At 50.7% G+C, this 16,508-nt stretch carries 16 protein-coding genes and 1 riboswitch; of the genes, 10 read left to right on the forward strand and 6 right to left on the reverse strand.

All coding sequences use genetic code 11. From position 1 onward, the window contains the following. Positions 1–10 precede the first annotated feature (10 nt). Positions 11–751 carry a fimbrial biogenesis chaperone gene (locus QUF14_RS19225; protein WP_001360978.1) on the forward strand — a complete coding sequence of 247 codons (741 nt, stop codon included), beginning with the start codon at positions 11–13 and terminating at the stop codon, positions 749–751. Next, positions 748–1,791, forward strand: a complete 1,044-nt coding sequence (locus QUF14_RS19230; RefSeq protein WP_000605601.1) for a hypothetical protein — start codon at positions 748–750, stop codon at positions 1,789–1,791. Before QUF14_RS19225 ends, QUF14_RS19230 begins: the two co-directional genes overlap by 4 nt. A 53-nt stretch (positions 1,792–1,844) precedes the next feature. Here the strand turns inward: QUF14_RS19230 and ribB are convergent, their stop codons facing one another. Further along, positions 1,845–2,498 (reverse strand): 3,4-dihydroxy-2-butanone-4-phosphate synthase, encoded by a 654-nt coding sequence (gene ribB, locus QUF14_RS19235; protein ID WP_001076992.1) that lies wholly within the window; start codon positions 2,496–2,498, stop codon positions 1,845–1,847. A 103-nt stretch (positions 2,499–2,601) separates the two neighbouring features. Continuing rightward, positions 2,602–2,750, reverse strand: a riboswitch (FMN riboswitch). Positions 2,751–2,871: 121 nt separating this feature from the next. Here ribB and ubiK point away from each other — a divergent pair. Continuing rightward, a complete protein-coding gene (gene ubiK, locus QUF14_RS19240) occupies positions 2,872–3,171 on the forward strand; it encodes a ubiquinone biosynthesis accessory factor UbiK (RefSeq protein ID WP_000566827.1) in 300 nt (99 codons plus the stop codon). 34 nt (positions 3,172–3,205) lie between these two features. Here ubiK and glgS read toward each other — a convergent pair whose 3' ends face one another. Next, on the reverse strand, positions 3,206–3,406 hold the full coding sequence (glgS, locus tag QUF14_RS19245) for a cell surface composition regulator GlgS (protein WP_001296424.1): 201 nt from the start codon (positions 3,404–3,406) through the stop codon (positions 3,206–3,208). A gap of 268 nt (positions 3,407–3,674) precedes the next feature. On the opposite strand from glgS, the gene QUF14_RS19250 reads away from it, so the two are divergent. The 4 genes from QUF14_RS19250 to ibsE all read left to right on the forward strand — a co-directional run bounded on the left by QUF14_RS19250 (position 3,675) and on the right by ibsE (position 6,666). Further along, positions 3,675–4,304, forward strand: coding sequence for an OB-fold-containig protein (locus tag QUF14_RS19250; RefSeq protein WP_000051387.1), 630 nt, complete (start codon positions 3,675–3,677; stop codon positions 4,302–4,304). A gap of 26 nt (positions 4,305–4,330) precedes the next feature. After that, on the forward strand, positions 4,331–5,992 hold the full coding sequence (locus tag QUF14_RS19255; protein ID WP_100733765.1) for a flotillin family protein: 1,662 nt from the start codon (positions 4,331–4,333) through the stop codon (positions 5,990–5,992). Between the two features lie 238 nt (positions 5,993–6,230). Next, positions 6,231–6,290 carry a type I toxin-antitoxin system Ibs family toxin gene (locus QUF14_RS19260; protein WP_100733770.1) on the forward strand — a complete coding sequence of 20 codons (60 nt, stop codon included), beginning with the start codon at positions 6,231–6,233 and terminating at the stop codon, positions 6,288–6,290. 316 nt (positions 6,291–6,606) lie between these two features. Beyond that, positions 6,607–6,666, forward strand: a complete 60-nt coding sequence (gene ibsE / locus QUF14_RS19265; RefSeq protein ID WP_001387082.1) for a type I toxin-antitoxin system Ibs family toxin — start codon at positions 6,607–6,609, stop codon at positions 6,664–6,666. A 119-nt stretch (positions 6,667–6,785) separates the two neighbouring features. Here ibsE and hldE read toward each other — a convergent pair whose 3' ends face one another. From hldE to tnpA, 4 genes are all read right to left on the reverse strand, one after another. Further along, positions 6,786–8,219: a bifunctional D-glycero-beta-D-manno-heptose-7-phosphate kinase/D-glycero-beta-D-manno-heptose 1-phosphate adenylyltransferase HldE gene (gene hldE / locus QUF14_RS19270; RefSeq protein WP_000869186.1), complete on the reverse strand. Its 1,434-nt coding sequence runs from the start codon at positions 8,217–8,219 to the stop codon at positions 6,786–6,788. A 47-nt stretch (positions 8,220–8,266) separates the two neighbouring features. Beyond that, positions 8,267–11,107 (reverse strand): bifunctional [glutamate--ammonia ligase]-adenylyl-L-tyrosine phosphorylase/[glutamate--ammonia-ligase] adenylyltransferase, encoded by a 2,841-nt coding sequence (glnE, locus tag QUF14_RS19275; RefSeq protein ID WP_001354977.1) that lies wholly within the window; start codon positions 11,105–11,107, stop codon positions 8,267–8,269. A 22-nt stretch (positions 11,108–11,129) separates the two neighbouring features. Next, entirely contained in the window at positions 11,130–12,431 is a 1,302-nt protein-coding gene (ygiF, locus tag QUF14_RS19280) for an inorganic triphosphatase (RefSeq protein WP_000046244.1), read from the reverse strand. Positions 12,432–12,501: 70 nt separating this feature from the next. Then, positions 12,502–12,954, reverse strand: a complete 453-nt coding sequence (gene tnpA, locus QUF14_RS19285; protein WP_000266196.1) for an IS200/IS605-like element ISEc41 family transposase — start codon at positions 12,952–12,954, stop codon at positions 12,502–12,504. Between the two features lie 12 nt (positions 12,955–12,966). On the opposite strand from tnpA, the gene QUF14_RS19290 reads away from it, so the two are divergent. From QUF14_RS19290 to cca, 3 genes are all read left to right on the forward strand, one after another. Continuing rightward, positions 12,967–14,172, forward strand: coding sequence for an RNA-guided endonuclease InsQ/TnpB family protein (locus tag QUF14_RS19290; RefSeq protein WP_024212162.1), 1,206 nt, complete (start codon positions 12,967–12,969; stop codon positions 14,170–14,172). Positions 14,173–14,514: 342 nt separating this feature from the next. After that, the gene (locus tag QUF14_RS19295) at positions 14,515–15,135 is read left to right on the forward strand and encodes a TIGR04211 family SH3 domain-containing protein (protein WP_001125332.1); all 621 of its coding nucleotides are present in this window, start codon (positions 14,515–14,517) and stop codon (positions 15,133–15,135) included. A 63-nt stretch (positions 15,136–15,198) separates the two neighbouring features. Then, entirely contained in the window at positions 15,199–16,437 is a 1,239-nt protein-coding gene (gene cca / locus QUF14_RS19300) for a fused tRNA nucleotidyltransferase/2',3'-cyclic phosphodiesterase/2' nucleotidase/phosphatase Cca (protein ID WP_000708518.1), read from the forward strand. Positions 16,438–16,508: the final 71 nt, after the last annotated feature.

The following is a 16,508-nucleotide window of genomic DNA, read 5'->3' on the forward strand; positions in this document are numbered from 1 at the left end:
GATGAAAAAAATGAAATCGCTATTAACCGTAACAGGAATGATTTGTTTACTGGGGTTCTGTAACTTCGCCCAAGCGACTGTCTCCCCCGACAGAACGCGCATAATTTTTAATGCTTCAAATAAAAGCGCAACTGTTCGCCTGACCAACCAAAGTAAAATCGATCCTTATTTAGCTCAATCGTGGATTGAGGACGCCAGCGGTAAAAAAACGCGCGATTACATATCAACGCTCCCCCCAATGGAACGTATCGAGGCCAATGAGCAAGTGCAAATTCGCCTGATGGCGCTGTCCGCATTAAACAACTTGCCACAGGACAGAGAAACGCTGTTTTACTATAACGTGCGGGAAATTCCGCCGCGCGCCAAAGAACAGAATGTAATGCAAATCGCCATGCAAAGTCGTCTGAAACTGTTCTGGCGACCCAAATCGATTGAATTAAAAGAGGGAGAGATGGTACCCCTGCAAAAATTGACGATTACCCACAGCGCCGCCGGGTTGACCCTGAATAACCCGACGCCTTATCACATTACCGTCGGTTATATCGGAACTAACGGCAAGACATTAATGCCCGGAACAGACAGCATTATGGTTACCCCTTTTGGGACTGCAACTCAGCAAATTAAAAACCTTCCGACGACCTTCCTACTGGGTTTTGTTGGTGATTACGGTGGGCTGGAAATGTTCAAAATTGACTGTAATTCCGTTCAGTCACTCTGCCAAGCTACACCTGCGAAGAAGGGAAAATTATGATCATGCTTTTTCGTCTCCTGGCAATATTGTGCTTGTTTGTTAATGTTTCTTCTTATGCAGTCGATTGCTATCAGAATAAACGTTTTGGTAATACAGAAATAAATAAACCTATGCCTGCGTTCAAAGTACCACAGGATGCTGAGATTGGTCAGAAAATTTGGGAAAGCGATGATATTAATACAAAAGTTTTTTGCAACAGGGCCGTCAATTGGTCAGAAAGCAATCCATATGAAAATGTTCATGCCTGGATAAAAATAGCAGAGTTCAATGATCCCTCTGTGATAAACAACCCATACTTAACATTTGGTGTAACTTATAATGGACAGGATTACGAAGGAAACAATCAGGGCATTGATACAGGATATTGTCTGGATAGAGCAAACCCATTTCAGATTGTGACTGACACATGCACTAATACTGGTGTCCTCCAAACAGAGGTCACCTTCAATGCTCGATTTCGCTTGTATGTAAAACTTAAACAACACCCCCCAAAGGACACGAAAATTGACTTCAGTACGGTCAATATATTGCAATTCGATGGTTCACAAGGAGCGAACACCGATAATAGAGCCAAAAATTTACACGCTAATATTACTGGACTCGACAATATTTCTTTTCTTGATTGTAGCATAGACATTCGCATTTTCCCTGAAAGTCAAATCGTTAATTTCGGACGTATTGACCCGAGTACAATCGTGACTATACCACCAACAGCTACATTTGATGTTTCAACAATTCGGGATGCTACTGCTAATTGTAGCGAACAATTTGATGTCGCAACCAGTTTCTACACTGATGATACATTATATGATAATACACACTTAGAAATGGGAAACGGTCTTATAATGCACATTACAGATCAAGTTGATAAGACAGATATGAAATTTAATCAGTATAAACTATTTACTACTTATAAACCTAATGAAACCCCAGCAGTAATAACACGAAGTTACCAGGCGAAGCTAACGACAGAACCAGGTGCAACACTGGTTTATGGCCCATTTCAAAAGGACCTGATTGTTAAAATCAACTACAACTAGCCATAAAAACGCCGGGAATATCCCGGCGTTTTCATCTTCAATATTTTGAGTTATTAACTAGCTTTACGCTCATGTGCCTGACGGTATGCCACCAGGTCTTCAATAGTCACGAGCGCCATATTGTGTTTATTGGCAAACTCAATGCACTCTGGTGCACGCGCCATCGTGCCATCGTCATTAGTCAGCTCACACAACACACCAGCTGGTTTAAAGCCTGCCAGCGTCATCAGATCAATAGTCGCTTCGGTATGGCCGCCACGCGTCAGCACACCACCCGCCTGCGCGCGCAGTGGGAATACGTGGCCAGGACGATTCAAGTCTGAAGGTTTAGCACCATCAGCAATCGCAGCACGAACGGTCGTAATACGGTCAGCGGCAGAAACACCGGTAGTCACCCCTTCAGCCGCTTCAATGGTCACGGTAAAACCGGTGCCATAGGCGCTGGTGTTTTTTTCTACCATCATTGGCAGATCGAGCTGTTTACGGCGATCTTCAGTGATGCACAGGCAAACAATACCGCTACCGTGGCGAATGGTCAGTGCCATCTGCTCAACGGTCATGGTTTCTGCCGGGAAGATCATATCGCCTTCGTTTTCACGGTCTTCATCATCAAGCACCATTACACCGCGTCCTTCACGCAGCGCTGCCAGTGCATTTTCAACACGTTCGAAAGGCGTACCAAAAGAGGAAAGTAGCGTCTGATTCATGGTAAAAAAACCTCACTAAAATTATGGTTACCAGAATCAGGGCAGTCTTAGGAGTGGCGGCATATAGCCAAAATAACGTGAGCGGGCCCATGCCCGACAGAATCGTTACTCTCTCCCATCCGGACTCTAACCGTCGGCCCCGGAATTACACCGGATCTGCTGTCCTTTGAGTTCGCACCCAAAGCGCTCGCGGGCTTTCAACTGAGTTGATTTACCGCCGGTGGGGAATTTCGCCCCGCCCTGAGAATAAGCGGATTCACTATAACGCTAATGATTAGCGGCAGCAACGCATAGCTTCACATAATTCTGGTTTATGACTTACCCTTATCGCACTACAATGGCACTCAACACCTATCAGTACAGGGAAACTACAATGATTGACCCGAAAAAAATTGAGCAAATCGCTCGCCAGGTTCACGAATCAATGCCTAAAGGAATCAGGGAGTTCGGGGAAGATGTGGAGAAAAAAATCCGCCAAACCCTACAAGCGCAGTTGACGCGTCTCGATCTGGTAAGCCGCGAAGAATTCGACGTTCAGACGCAAGTCCTGTTACGGACTCGTGAAAAACTGGCGTTACTGGAACAACGCATCAGCGAACTGGAAGCGCGCAATAATCCGGTAGCAGAACTTCAATCTCCTCCAGCTATCCCTCCGGTTGATAAAGCAGAATAAAGCACCACAAAAACGGGCCAGACGGCCCGTAATATCAATGTTCTAATTCCAGTTCTCTGGTTTGCATCATCTGTTGGCAATACCAGGCATAACGTGCGCAAAACCAGGTTCTATGTTCTTCATCCATGTTACCAGTAACGGCCAAAATATCGACCGGGCGACCTTCTGCGTGCATTCTGGCAAAACTACGCGCCAGGAAATCGAAGTTATTTAAAGAATTAAGACTATGATCCATAAGCACATCCTCCGGTTATCGCATACCTTTTAAGGCCATATGCTTTTTCTGGTTTCAGTATTCCCCAATCAGTGTAGTGCCTTTAAACATAACGTGCGTAAATATATTGTTCCCGATCACACTTTTTAGTGAAAAATAAAAAACAACATTAAAAGACTTTCTCTTTCAGAACATCTCTAACATGTGTTATTATTAACAAAGATAAATGTAAGCAAGGAAATTATCGCAAAATAAATATTGCGTCACTAAATGGACATTAGAGTGACATATGAGTTTATTCGCTGACTATAACACCCCTTATCTTTTCGCTATTTCTTTTGTACTTTTGATCGGCCTTTTAGAAATTTTTGCGCTTATCTGCGGTCACATGCTTTCCGGTGCTCTTGATGCACATCTTGACCATTATGATTCCATAACCACAGGTCATATTAGCCAGGCACTTCATTATCTCAATTTTGGAAGATTGCCAGCTCTCGTCGTTCTCTGCTTACATGCTGGTTTTTTTGGCCTTATTGGCATCCTGCTACAGCAGGTCTGCATCATGGTCTGGCAATCACCACTCACAAATCTGTTTGTGGTTCCTGTCAGTTTACTGCTAACGATTATTGCAGTGCATTATACCGGTAAAGTAATTGCGCCCTGGTTACCACGAGATCATAGCACTGCTATTACAGAAGACGATTATATTGGCTGCATGGCATTAATTACCGGACATCAGGCCACTTCAGGTAACCCCTGTGAAGGAAAACTCACCGATCAATTTGGCCAAATACATTATTTACTACTGGAACCTGAAGAAGAAAAAACTTTCACTAAAGGAGACAAAGTATTAATTATTTGCCGACTTTCTGCAACGCGATATTTGGCGAAAAAAAATCCCTGGCCCCAAATACTGTAATTTATTAATCAAAAGGAAATTTAATAATGGATGATATTGTTAATTCTGTGCCCTCCTGGATGTTTACCGCAATTATTGCCGTATGCATTCTGTTAATTATTGGAATTATTTTCGCCAGGCTCTATCGTCGCGCTTCGGCAGAGCAAGCTTTTGTTCGTACTGGTTTAGGTGGGCAAAAAGTGGTAATGAGCGGTGGCGCAATCGTGATGCCGATCTTTCATGAAATAATCCCCATCAATATGAATACTCTGAAGCTGGAAGTCAGCCGCTCAACCATTGATAGCCTGATTACGAAAGATCGTATGCGCGTCGATGTCGTTGTCGCTTTCTTTGTGCGGGTAAAACCGTCAGTGGAAGGTATTGCCACCGCCGCCCAGACGCTGGGGCAACGCACCCTGTCGCCTGAAGACTTACGTATGTTGGTTGAAGATAAATTTGTCGATGCCCTCCGTGCAACAGCTGCACAAATGACCATGCATGAGTTACAGGATACCCGCGAGAACTTCGTGCAGGGCGTACAAAATACCGTTGCTGAAGATCTGTCGAAAAACGGCCTGGAACTGGAAAGCGTTTCACTTACCAACTTTAACCAGACGTCGAAAGAACATTTCAATCCTAACAACGCCTTTGACGCCGAAGGTTTAACCAAGCTGACGCAGGAGACGGAGCGCCGTCGTCGCGAACGTAACGAAGTCGAACAGGATGTAGAAGTTGCGGTGCGTGAGAAAAACCGTGATGCGCTTTCGCGGAAGCTGGAGATTGAACAGCAAGAAGCGTTTATGACGCTTGAGCAGGAGCAGCAGGTTAAAACCCGTACCGCTGAGCAGAATGCGAAAATTGCGGCTTTTGAGGCCGAGCGTCGTCGGGAAGCAGAGCAGACGCGAATTCTGGCTGAACGACAGATTCAGGAAACGGAAATCGACCGCGAACAGGCCGTCCGTTCCAGAAAAGTTGAAGCTGAACGTGAAGTTCGCATTAAAGAGATCGAACAGCAGCAGGTCACCGAAATCGCCAACCAGACGAAATCGATCGCTATTGCCGCCAAATCGGAACAGCAGTCACAAGCGGAAGCGCGTGCCAACCTTGCACTTGCAGAAGCGGTAAGCGCCCAGCAAAATGTAGAAACCACTCGCCAGACCGCAGAAGCCGATCGTGCTAAACAAGTTGCCCTAATCGCTGCCGCGCAGGATGCAGAAACCAAAGCGGTTGAACTGACCGTGCGGGCGAAAGCAGAGAAAGAAGCCGCAGAGATGCAGGCGGCGGTGATCGTTGAGTTAGCCGAAGCTACGCGTAAAAAAGGCCTGGCGGAAGCAGAAGCGCAACGTGCGCTGAACGATGCTATCAACGTACTTTCTGACGAGCAAACCAGCCTTAAATTCAAACTGGCATTGTTGCAGGCGCTCCCTGCGGTAATTGAGAAATCTGTGGAACCAATGAAGTCTATCGACGGTATTAAGATTATTCAGGTCGATGGTCTGAACCGTGGTGGTACCGCAGGGGATGCAATATCAGGTAGCGTTGGTGGAGGAAATCTGGCGGAACAAGCGTTATCAGCCGCGCTTTCTTATCGCACACAGGCACCGCTGATTGACTCCTTACTCAATGAAATCGGTGTTTCAGGCGGCTCACTGGCGGCATTGACTTCACCCTTAACCTCAACAACTCCCGTCGCAGAAAACATAGAATAAATTTTCAACTATGAACATCCCTGGCCCAAAAAGCCGGGGATTTTTTATATCTGCGTTCCGCTAAAAAGTACAAATGATCAGGTTGTTACAGCGTTTTGCGAGCCGACTCGGGGAAGAGAAAACTGCATCAGGGAAAGCATTGCGCGGGGTCCGGCGCTCATCAACAATCGGGGAGCCAGCAAGGGGCTGAAACGGGAAAGCCCCTCCCGAGGAAGGGGCCTTGCATAAGGAAAGGGTTATGATGAAGTTCGTCATCATACTGATTGTGCTGTTACTGATAAGTTTCCACGCTTATTAACGGCCATTCAGAGGGGGGAGAAATCCTCCCTTACCCTTGTTCCTTTACTTTAGGTTGAAAAAAGATCAGCGTCAAGAAGGTTTCATTAACACATATCCCTGGCCCAAAAAACCGGGGATTTTTTATATCTGTGTTCCACAAAAAACTGCAAATGATCAGGTTGTTGCAGCGTTTTGCGTGACCGCTCGGGGAAGGGAGAACTGCCACAGAGAAAGCGTTGCGCGGGGTCTGGCGCTCATCAACAATCGGGGAGCCAGCAAGGGGCTGAAACGGGAAAGCCCCTCCCGAGGAAGGGGCCTTATAGAAGGAAAGGGTTATGATGAAGTTCGTCATCATACTGGTTGTGTTGTTACTGTTAAGTTTCCCGACTTACTAACAACTCATCAGAGGGGGGAGAAATCCTCCCTTACCCTTGTTCCTTTACTTTAGGTTGAAAAAACAACAGCGTCAATAGGTCTATCCGGCACAACGCGAGAACTGTGAACCGCTTTCCGGTTAGCCTTTTTTATCCTGTTGGATCTTCTTGATAATGTTAGTGGTCGAGCAACCGTCTTCGAAGTTGAGCACCAGCACTTCGCCACCATTGGCCCAGACTTCTTTACTCCCGGCAATCTCTTCTGGTTTATAGTCGCCGCCTTTCACCAGCAGATCTGGCAGGATCCCGGCAATCAAGCGCTGCGGCGTGTCTTCTTCAAACGACACCACCCAGTCAACCGCTTCCAGTGCGCCCAGCACAATCATACGCTGTTCGAGTGGGTTAACCGGGCGAGAATCCCCTTTCAGCCGTTTGGTGGAGGCATCGCTGTTGACGGCGACAATCAGGCGGTCACCCAACTTGCGGGCGTTTGCCAGATAGGAGACATGCCCGGCGTGGAGAATGTCGAAGACGCCGTTAGTCATCACCACTTTTTCACCGCGTTTACGCGCCGCCGCTACCGCCAGCTTCAGCTCCTCTTCGGTCATCACACCAAAGCCGGTATCTGCACGTCCACGTACTGCGTTTTCCAGCTCGATCGGCGAAACCGTGGATGTTCCCAGTTTGCCAACCACCACACCGGCCGCCGCGTTGGCAAAGAAGCAGGCTTCTTCCAGCGAATTACCCGCCGCCAGCGTTGCTGCCAGCACACCAATCACCGTATCGCCCGCACCGGTGACGTCATACACTTCTTGCGCCTGGGTTGGCATATGCAGCGGCTCTTTACCCGGTTGCAGCAGCGACATCCCCTGCTCGGAACGGGTTACCAGCAGCGCAGAGAGTTCGTAGTCGGCAATCAGTTTCATGCCGCGTTCAACAATCTCTTCTTCTGTTTTACATTTACCAACAACAGCTTCAAATTCCGAGAGATTCGGCGTTAACAGCGTAGCGCCGCGGTAGCGCTCAAAATCGGTGCCTTTTGGATCAATCAGCACCGGAACGCCCGCTTTACGCGCCAGTTGGATCATCTGCTGCACGCTTGCCAGCGCACCTTTCGCGTAGTCAGAGAGCACCAGCGCGCCAATCGAACTCAGCGCCTGATTAATCCGCTCGTGCAGCGGCTGCGGATCAACCCCTTCGAAACCTTCTTCAAAATCCAGACGGATCAGCTGTTGGTTGCGGGAAAGTACCCGTAATTTGGTGATGGTCGGATGCGTCGGTACAGAAACGAAGTCGCATTTGACGTTGACGTCGGCCAGAGATTTACTCAGCGCGCGCGCCGCATCGTCAATGCCCGTCAACCCGACCAGGCGTGCATTAGCACCGAGAGAAGCGATATTCATCGCCACGTTAGCCGCGCCGCCCGGACGTTCTTCGATGGTATTCACTTTAACCACGGGCACCGGCGCTTCCGGCGAGATACGGCTGGTGGGACCGTACCAGTAACGATCCAGCATCACATCACCAACCACCATCACTCCTGCACGTTCAAACTCTGGCAGCGTTACTTTCATTCCTGTCTCCTGAGAGATTCAAAATTTGCGCGCGATAATACCATACTTCATTCTTCCACCAGCCACTTCTGCCAGCTTGCCCGCACCAGATCACGCTCTGCGGTGAAGCAATCCTCCGACACATGGCCCGGCAATTCCTGTAATGCCAGATGATGAAGTTCATCGCGCAGCGTAGTGTAAGCACGGGTCAGCACCATCGCTTCCTGCTCTTCCATAATGTCGTTTTGCGCCAGCAGCTCCAGAATACGCACGTTGTCTGACCAGCGCGTTAACTTCGGTTTTTCATGAGCGTAGCGCAACACCAGATATTGGGTAATAAATTCGATATCGGTAATTCCGCCTTCATCGGCTTTGATATCAAAGCGATCGCGATGTTTATTGCCGAGATGAGCGCGCATTTTCTCGCGCATTTCCCGCACTTCCGTTTGCAGAGTTTTACCTTCACGCGGCAGCGTCATAATCTCGCGACGCACCGCGTCAAAGTGCGCGGTGAGCTGCGGATCGCCGTACACTACACGCGCACGCACCAGCGCCTGATGTTCCCACGTCCAGGCCTCGTTTTTCTGATAATCGGCAAACGCTTCTGCAGAGGTGACCAGCATTCCCGCCGCCCCGGACGGACGCAGTCGAGCATCCACTTCATACAAAATGCCGGAAGAGGTGCGCGTACTGAACAGATGCATAATGCGTTGCGCCAGACGCAGATAAAACTGTCGTCCGTCGATTTCCCGCTCGCCGTCAGTCATTGCATCCATTGGGCAATCATGGAGGAAGATCAGGTCAAGATCGGAACTGTAGCCTAACTCCCAGCCGCCCAGCTTGCCGTAGCCGACCACCGCAAAACCACGCCCTTCGCGTTCGTTCAGGTGATTTGGCTTACCGTAGCGGGCAACCATTTGAACCCATGCCTGTTGTACGACAGCATCTATCATGGCTTCTGCCAGCCAGGTTAAGTGATCGCTCACTTTCATGACCGGTAGCGTACCGGCGATATCCGCCGCCGCGATGCGTAAAAGTTGCGCCTGTTTGAACTGACGCAGCGCCTCAAGCTGTTGCTCTTCGTCATCTTCCGGCACGCGCAGCAAATACTGGCGCAGTTCATCACGGTAGGCATCCGTCGCCGTCGGCTGGTAGAGAGTGTTTGGATCGAGCAGTTCGTCCAGCAATAATGGATAACGCGCCAGTTGGCTGGCAATCATCGGCGATGCGGCACACAGAGAAATCAAATGCTTAAGCGCCGCGGGGAATTCACTAAGCAATTCTAAATAGGTAGTGCGGGTAACAATCCCCACCAGCAAGGCGGTAATGCGCGACAGCGTGACAGCAGCGTCTTCACGCGCACAGACATCACTTAGCAGATGCGGCATCAGATGGTCGAGCACCTGACGTCCTCGCGGCCCGATTGTGCGCTTATCCAGCTCTTTGCGGAAATCGGCAATCAGTGTTAGCACCTGTTTGCGATCATCTTCGCTAAGATGCGCCAGTACTGGCGTAGTGTCATCTTCCTGCAACGCATCCTGCCACAGCTCACGCCACTGTTCCGACAGCGACTCTTCCTGAGTTTCGCTTTCGTCATCGCCAATCAATTCGTTAAACACCCGGCGCACATTGGTCATATGTCCGGTCAGCGCCCCGGTCAGTTGCGGCCAGTCAGCAAAGTCCATCGCCCACGCCAGCCGCGCACGGTTAAGCTCATCAGAAGGAAGTGTCTGGGTTTGTTCGTCGTTAATGCTTTGCAGCAGGTTTTCCAGGCGCCGCAGGAACAGATACGCCACTCGCAATTGTTCAGCATCGTTTTCAGAAAGCAGATGCAGCGCGGCAATGGCGCTGAGCGTTGGCAGTAAAGAGCGCGATTGCAGCGACGGTTCGCGCCCGCCGCGAATGAGCTGGAATACCTGGACGATAAATTCAATTTCGCGAATGCCACCCGCGCCAAGTTTGATGTTGTCGGTCAAACCGCGTCGGCGCACTTCACGGGCAATCATTCCTTTCATGTTGCGCAGCGACTGGATCACGCTGAAATCGATGTAACGGCGGAAAACAAACGGGCGCAGCATCGCACGCAACTCGTTAGCATAGACGCCGTCGCTATCGCCCATAATCCGCGCCTTGACCATGGCGTATCGCTCCCAGTCGCGCCCCTGCTCCTGGTAATAGTCTTCCAGTGCCGCAAAGCTCAGCACCAGCGGGCCACTTTCGCCAAACGGACGCAGTCGCATATCCACGCGATAGACGAAGCCATCCTGCGTTGGTTGATCCAGCACTTTAATCAGCCGCTGACCCATGCGGGTAAAGAACTGAGCGTTATCCAGTTCCCTGCGTCCGCCCTGCGTGCAACCATGTTCCGGCCAGGCAAAAATCAGATCGATATCTGAGGAGAAATTCAGCTCCCCACCGCCCAGCTTACCCATGCCTAAAATCAGCAGCGGTTGCGCTTCGCCCTGCGCATTGCACGGCGTTCCCCACTCGCGGCAGCAAGCGTCATACAGCCAGTCACGCGCCGCAACAATCAGCGTCTCCGCCAGATGACTGAGCTGCTGCAAAATGCTCTCTTCAGTAACCAGTGCCAGCGTTTGCGCCCAGGCGATGCGCACCATAATGCGCCGCCGGAATAGCCGCAGCTCGCGCATTAACCCGGCTTCGTCACTCACATTACTGAGCGCCTCCTGCAACCATGCAGTGTAATGCTGCCATTCGTCGGCCTGCGGCGGTTGGCTTTCCAGTTCCGTCAGCCACTCTGGATGCGCAATTATGCTGTCCTGCAGAAAATCACTAAAAGTAAGTACTGACTTCGCCTGTGCACTAAGTGATTCCTCGGCTAAAGGCGCTGGCAGCCGCTCAACAACGGTCTGCCAGTACTGCTGTAACGGTGAAGAGAGCGGCTTCATAAGCGATTTTATCCTTGCCTGATTAACGTTTTCCGCTGTGCAACCAGAACGGTTCCTGATTGTTTGCCTCATTACGGAAATGTTCAATTTCAATGCGTTGCCCGGTCGCAATGGCATGACGCAGTCCCTGCCAGTTCTCCAGCCAGGCTTGCGCGACGAGAGGATCGTAGTAACCCGCCAGCAACAATATTGAGTCAATGTCACGCGTCAGGCGCGGCAATTGGTCACGGTAGCGATCGCCTAATGGCTGGCAGAAAACGCTTTTCAGTTCAGCGGCATGGCGGGAAAGATGGATATCGGCAAAGCGTTTGAAAGAATCGCTGATTTTGCCCTGCGCTTTGGCATCTAAAAACGGCTGCCAGGCTTTGCTTACCAGCCATTCGGTCAACGCCAGCTTCGCCATCGCCGTTTCGGTAGAGTAGACCGCCGTTACGGCAGACACCGCTGAAGCGATGGTCGCTTCGCATTGAGTCAGCAAATCACGTAAGTGAGTGCTCGCTTTACGCGGCACAATACCGCCGAACAGCATCAGCGTATGACGGACCAGACCGATGGCTGCCAGCACCTGCTCTTTCGCCGTATCGTTGCCACGTACCCACAGTTCTTCATGATACTGCCATTGCGCTAACGCCAGCTCGAGCGCCGCTTCCAGCCCCTGTTCCACATCAGCTTTTGCCGCAACATGCAAAATGGTGGTCGGTTTGATTTCACGCGCGGGATTGCCCTGCGCCAGATTATAGCCGCGCGCGGCTTTGCTCAGGCTGCCCTGACGTAATCCGGTTTGCGATACCAGTTGGTTCGCCAGTTTCAGTACCGCGCGCGTATCGCCGCTAAGCAACTCCAGTTCCAGCTCGCAGATAGGCTCAGCAAATTCACCCGCTTTCACCTCGCCCTGATCGAGAGCGATTTCAATGCTGCTGCCATCGACCTCCACCAACCATTTTTCGCGATAAAAATCGGTGCTGAACAGTGGCTTCACGCGGGACGCGAGATCGGCTGGTAACTCACCGTTCGGCCAGACTTCCGTCGGTAACTGCGCCAGGTCGAGCGTCGGTTCGCTCAACGCCACGTTATATTCCGGGCGCTGGTGTAAGCCGCCTGTCACTCTTCCTGCAACTTTCATGGTCATCTCATAGCGACCGTTTTCGCCACGGATACGTAAGCCCATGTCGTGCCCACGCAGCCAGTTATCCAGCGTTTCGTAGTAAATATTCAGCAACTGCACGGGGTCATGGTGCTCGCCGCCCAGCGTATTGAGATGGTCACGCAACGCCTCAACGGCACTGTGATTAACAATAAACTTTAATTCGATTTCCTGAGCCATCCTTCCTCCACTGGGTACTCCCCCCCAACGTAGGCGGGAGGGGAATTTGGGCTGTTAAGCCCGCAGTTTATCAGCCACGCTGATTCTGAATATACTTTTTCACAACTTCCAGCGGTGCTCCACCACATGAACCGATGAAATAAGAGCGTGACCAGAGTACGGGCTTTGAATACGCGGCGCGCAAATCAATAAAATCATTCCGCAGCCGCCTACTGGTAACGGACTTAAGGCTGTTTACCAGCTTTGTGAGTTGCACCAACGGTGGGTATTCAATCAGCATGTGAACATGATCTGCCTCGCCGTCACATTCCTTTAACTCGGCGCCAAAGTCCGCGCATACCTCCGCTACATACTGACGCATGTTTGCATGATGCAATTCACCAAAAACTGGACGGCGGTATTTTGTCATAAAAACAACGTGAACATGCAACAGGTAAGCTGAATAGCGTGAACGATTGATTTCGCACACGTATTGATCCTCCCAAAAAAATGTGGATATATTGTACATTCTAAATAACCACATACTGAATGCAAAATGTTAATCCAGAAAGCATATAAATACAGGCTCTACCCCACTGACCAGCAGGCGCAAAGGTTGCGTCAGTTGTGCGGTTGCGCTCGCTTTGTCTGGAACTATGCACTGAATGAAACACTGAGCATTCATGACGCGGGCGGAAAAATTCCGTCAGCTTTCGACCTGAATAAACGACTTACGGGCTGGAAAAAACTCCCTGAGCTGGCCTTTCTTGCTGAGGGTTACACTGACAACCTCCAGCAGAAACTGAAAGACCTGCGGAGCGCATGGGATCGCTGTTTTGATAAATCCCTGACGGCTGAAAAGCCCGTTTTCAAAAAGAAAACCAAAGGCTGCGACTCTATTCGGTTCGTCAATTTCAGCAAATATTGTGGGCTGGATTATGGCCGTGTGAAACTCCCGTCAGGACTGGGCTGGGTTAAATTTCGTCAGTCCCGGAAGATTGAAGGCGTCATTAAAAATTGCACCATCAGCCAGCATGCCGGACACTGGTATGTGTCTTTTCAGGTCGAATTAGCTGTTACCGATCCGATTCACGCATCGACCAGCGCAATAGGCCTGGATGCAGGTATAACGAAGCTGGCAACACTTTCAGACGGCACGGTCTTTAAACCGGTAAACAGCTTTAAAAAAAATCAGGATAAGCTGGCTCGCTTACAGCGCCATCTGGCCCGGAAGGTTAAATTCTCCGCCAACTGGAAAAAGCAGAAAGCGAAGATTTCCCGTTTCCACTCTCATATCGCAAACATCCGCCGCGATTACCTTCATAAAACCACGACGACGATCAGCAAAAACCACGCGATGATAGTCATTGAGGATTTAAAGGTTTCGAACATGTCAAAATCAGCAGCGGGTACGGTAGACCAGCCGGGGCGCAACGTCGCGGCAAAATCAGGTCTTAACCGGGCGATACTGGATCAGGGCTGGGCAGAAATGCGCCGCCAGCTCGAATATAAGCAGGCATGGCGCGGCGGTGATGTGCTGGCGATTAATCCGGCGTACACCAGTCAGAAATGCGCATGTTGTGGGCATACATCGAAAAATAACCGCAGGGCGCAGGCGAGCTTTATCTGTACCGCGTGCGGCTATACGGCAAACGCCGATGTAAACGGCGCTCGAAATATATTAACAGCAGGTTTTGAAGTCATGGCGGCAGGACAAATATTGCCGTCAGTCCGTAAAGGACGCGCCCGTAAGGCGGCGTAAGCCGTCGAGCGAGGAACCGGGCAATGCGGCAACGTATTGCTACCCTGACAAGGGAATCCCCCTCCTGAGTCGCTTTGCGCGAAGGTGGGGGAGGATGTCAAGGCCTTTACTTATCGGTTATGTCACATAAGTGACGATGAACGGCGAACTTAATGCGATCTTTTTTGTCAGTAGATAGTATTTTGCGCCAAATTGCCATGCAACGGGCAATTTGACGGGCGTAAAAGTTTGAAGCAGTGGCAAGACCTGACACAGAGGATTCCGATTGATGTCGAATGCTTTGCGTAGCGACACTGATGCCACTACTATCGTTCCACTTTCCATGACAATAACGACAGCCTGATGCCAAAATTACGCCTGATCGGATTAACTTTACTCGCACTTAGCGCGACTGCCGTCTCACACGCTGAAGAAACGCGCTATGTTTCCGACGAACTGAATACCTGGGTCCGTAGCGGTCCGGGAGACCATTATCGCCTCGTGGGCACGGTTAACGCCGGCGAGGAAGTGACCTTATTACAAACTGACGCCAACACCAATTATGCCCAGGTGAAAGACAGCTCTGGCCGTACCGCCTGGATCCCGTTGAAACAACTTAGCACAGAGCCAAGCCTGCGCTCCCGTGTGCCAGATCTGGAAAATCAGGTCAAAACCCTGACCGATAAGCTCACCAATATCGATAACACCTGGAATCAGCGCACGGCAGAAATGCAGCAAAAAGTGGCGCAAAGCGACAGTGTGATCAACGGGTTAAAAGAAGAAAATCAGAAACTGAAAAACGAGCTGATTGTCGCGCAGAAAAAGGTCGATGCCGCCAGCGTACAGCTGGATGACAAACAGCGCACCATCATCATGCAGTGGTTTATGTATGGTGGCGGCGTGCTGGGGCTTGGCTTGCTGCTCGGTCTGGTACTGCCGCACCTGATCCCAACGCGCAAACGTAAAGATCGCTGGATGAACTAAATCGCCTTCTTCGTTGCACTGTCTTATTATTAGGAATTGTGTATTTGACGAAGGGATGATGGCGTGAAGATTTATCTGGTCGGTGGTGCTGTTCGGGATGCATTGTTAGGGCTACCGGTCAAAGACAGAGATTGGGTGGTAGTCGGTAGTACGCCACAGGAGATGCTCGACGCGGGCTACCAGCAGGTAGGCCGCGATTTTCCTGTTTTTCTGCATCCGCAAACGCATGAAGAGTATGCGCTGGCACGTACCGAACGGAAATCCGGTTCCGGTTACACCGGATTTACCTGCTATGCCGCACCAGATGTCACGCTGGAAGATGATCTTAAGCGTCGTGATCTGACCATTAATGCACTAGCCCAGAACGATGACGGCGAGATTATCGACCCGTACAATGGTCTGGGCGATCTGCAAAATCGTCTGTTGCGCCATGTTTCCCCCGCTTTTGGCGAAGATCCGTTACGTGTACTGCGCGTGGCGCGTTTTGCTGCGCGTTATGCCCACCTCAGTTTTCGTATTGCTGATGAAACGCTGGCGCTGATGCGCGAGATGACCCACGCGGGTGAACTGGAACACCTGACGCCTGAACGGGTGTGGAAAGAGACGGAAAGCGCCCTCACTACCCGCAATCCCCAGGTGTTCTTCCTGGTACTGCGCGATTGCGGCGCACTGCGCGTTTTATTCCCGGAAATTGACGCCCTGTTTGGCGTTCCGGCCCCTGCCAAGTGGCATCCGGAAATCGACACAGGTATTCACACCTTAATGACGCTCTCAATGGCGGCGATGCTAAGTCCGCAGGTCGATGTCCGTTTCGCAACGCTATGCCACGATCTCGGTAAAGGACTGACGCCGCCAGAACTTTGGCCGCGTCATCATGGTCATGGCCCGGCGGGTGTGAAGTTAGTGGAACAACTATGCCAGCGTCTGCGCGTGCCAAATGAAATTCGCGATTTAGCCAGACTGGTGGCTGAGTTTCATGATCTCATCCACACCTTCCCAATGCTGAACCCAAAAACCATCGTCAAACTATTTGATTCCATCGACGCCTGGCGTAAACCGCAGCGTGTCGAGCAACTGGCGCTGACCAGCGAGGCTGATGTGCGCGGCAGAACCGGTTTTGAATCAGCGGACTACCCGCAAGGCCGCTGGTTGCGCGAAGCCTGGGAAGTGGCGCAGTCAGTGCCGACAAAAGACGTCGTTGAAGCGGGATTTAAAGGTGTGGAGATTCGCGAGGAGCTGACCCGACGGCGGATTGCGGCGGTAGCCAGCTGGAAGGAACAACGTTGTCCAAAGCCTGATTAAGCACTTGAATTTCAATTTATTGCAAACACCGGCCAGGTCGGATAAGACGCACAAGCGTCATATCCGACACT

Origin of the sequence: Escherichia sp. HH091_1A (assembly GCF_030295175.1) — a bacterium.
In the GTDB taxonomy this organism is placed as follows: domain Bacteria; phylum Pseudomonadota; class Gammaproteobacteria; order Enterobacterales; family Enterobacteriaceae; genus Escherichia; species Escherichia coli_F.

Bases quoted from the DNA above. Each gene is read 5' to 3' on its own strand.
- QUF14_RS19225 (WP_001360978.1), top strand. From the start codon at position 11: ATGAAATCGCTATTAACCGTAACAGGAATGATTTGTTTACTGGGGTTC.
- QUF14_RS19230 (WP_000605601.1), top strand. From the start codon at position 748: ATGATCATGCTTTTTCGTCTCCTGGCAATATTGTGCTTGTTTGTTAAT.
- ribB (WP_001076992.1), bottom strand. From the start codon at position 2,498: ATGAATCAGACGCTACTTTCCTCTTTTGGTACGCCTTTCGAACGTGTT.
- ubiK (WP_000566827.1), top strand. From the start codon at position 2,872: ATGATTGACCCGAAAAAAATTGAGCAAATCGCTCGCCAGGTTCACGAA.
- glgS (WP_001296424.1), bottom strand. From the start codon at position 3,406: ATGGATCATAGTCTTAATTCTTTAAATAACTTCGATTTCCTGGCGCGT.
- QUF14_RS19250 (WP_000051387.1), top strand. From the start codon at position 3,675: ATGAGTTTATTCGCTGACTATAACACCCCTTATCTTTTCGCTATTTCT.
- QUF14_RS19255 (WP_100733765.1), top strand. From the start codon at position 4,331: ATGGATGATATTGTTAATTCTGTGCCCTCCTGGATGTTTACCGCAATT.
- hldE (WP_000869186.1), bottom strand. From the start codon at position 8,219: ATGAAAGTAACGCTGCCAGAGTTTGAACGTGCAGGAGTGATGGTGGTT.
- glnE (WP_001354977.1), bottom strand. From the start codon at position 11,107: ATGAAGCCGCTCTCTTCACCGTTACAGCAGTACTGGCAGACCGTTGTT.
- ygiF (WP_000046244.1), bottom strand. From the start codon at position 12,431: ATGGCTCAGGAAATCGAATTAAAGTTTATTGTTAATCACAGTGCCGTT.
- tnpA (WP_000266196.1), bottom strand. From the start codon at position 12,954: ATGTGGTTATTTAGAATGTACAATATATCCACATTTTTTTGGGAGGAT.
- QUF14_RS19290 (WP_024212162.1), top strand. From the start codon at position 12,967: ATGTTAATCCAGAAAGCATATAAATACAGGCTCTACCCCACTGACCAG.
- QUF14_RS19295 (WP_001125332.1), top strand. From the start codon at position 14,515: ATGCCAAAATTACGCCTGATCGGATTAACTTTACTCGCACTTAGCGCG.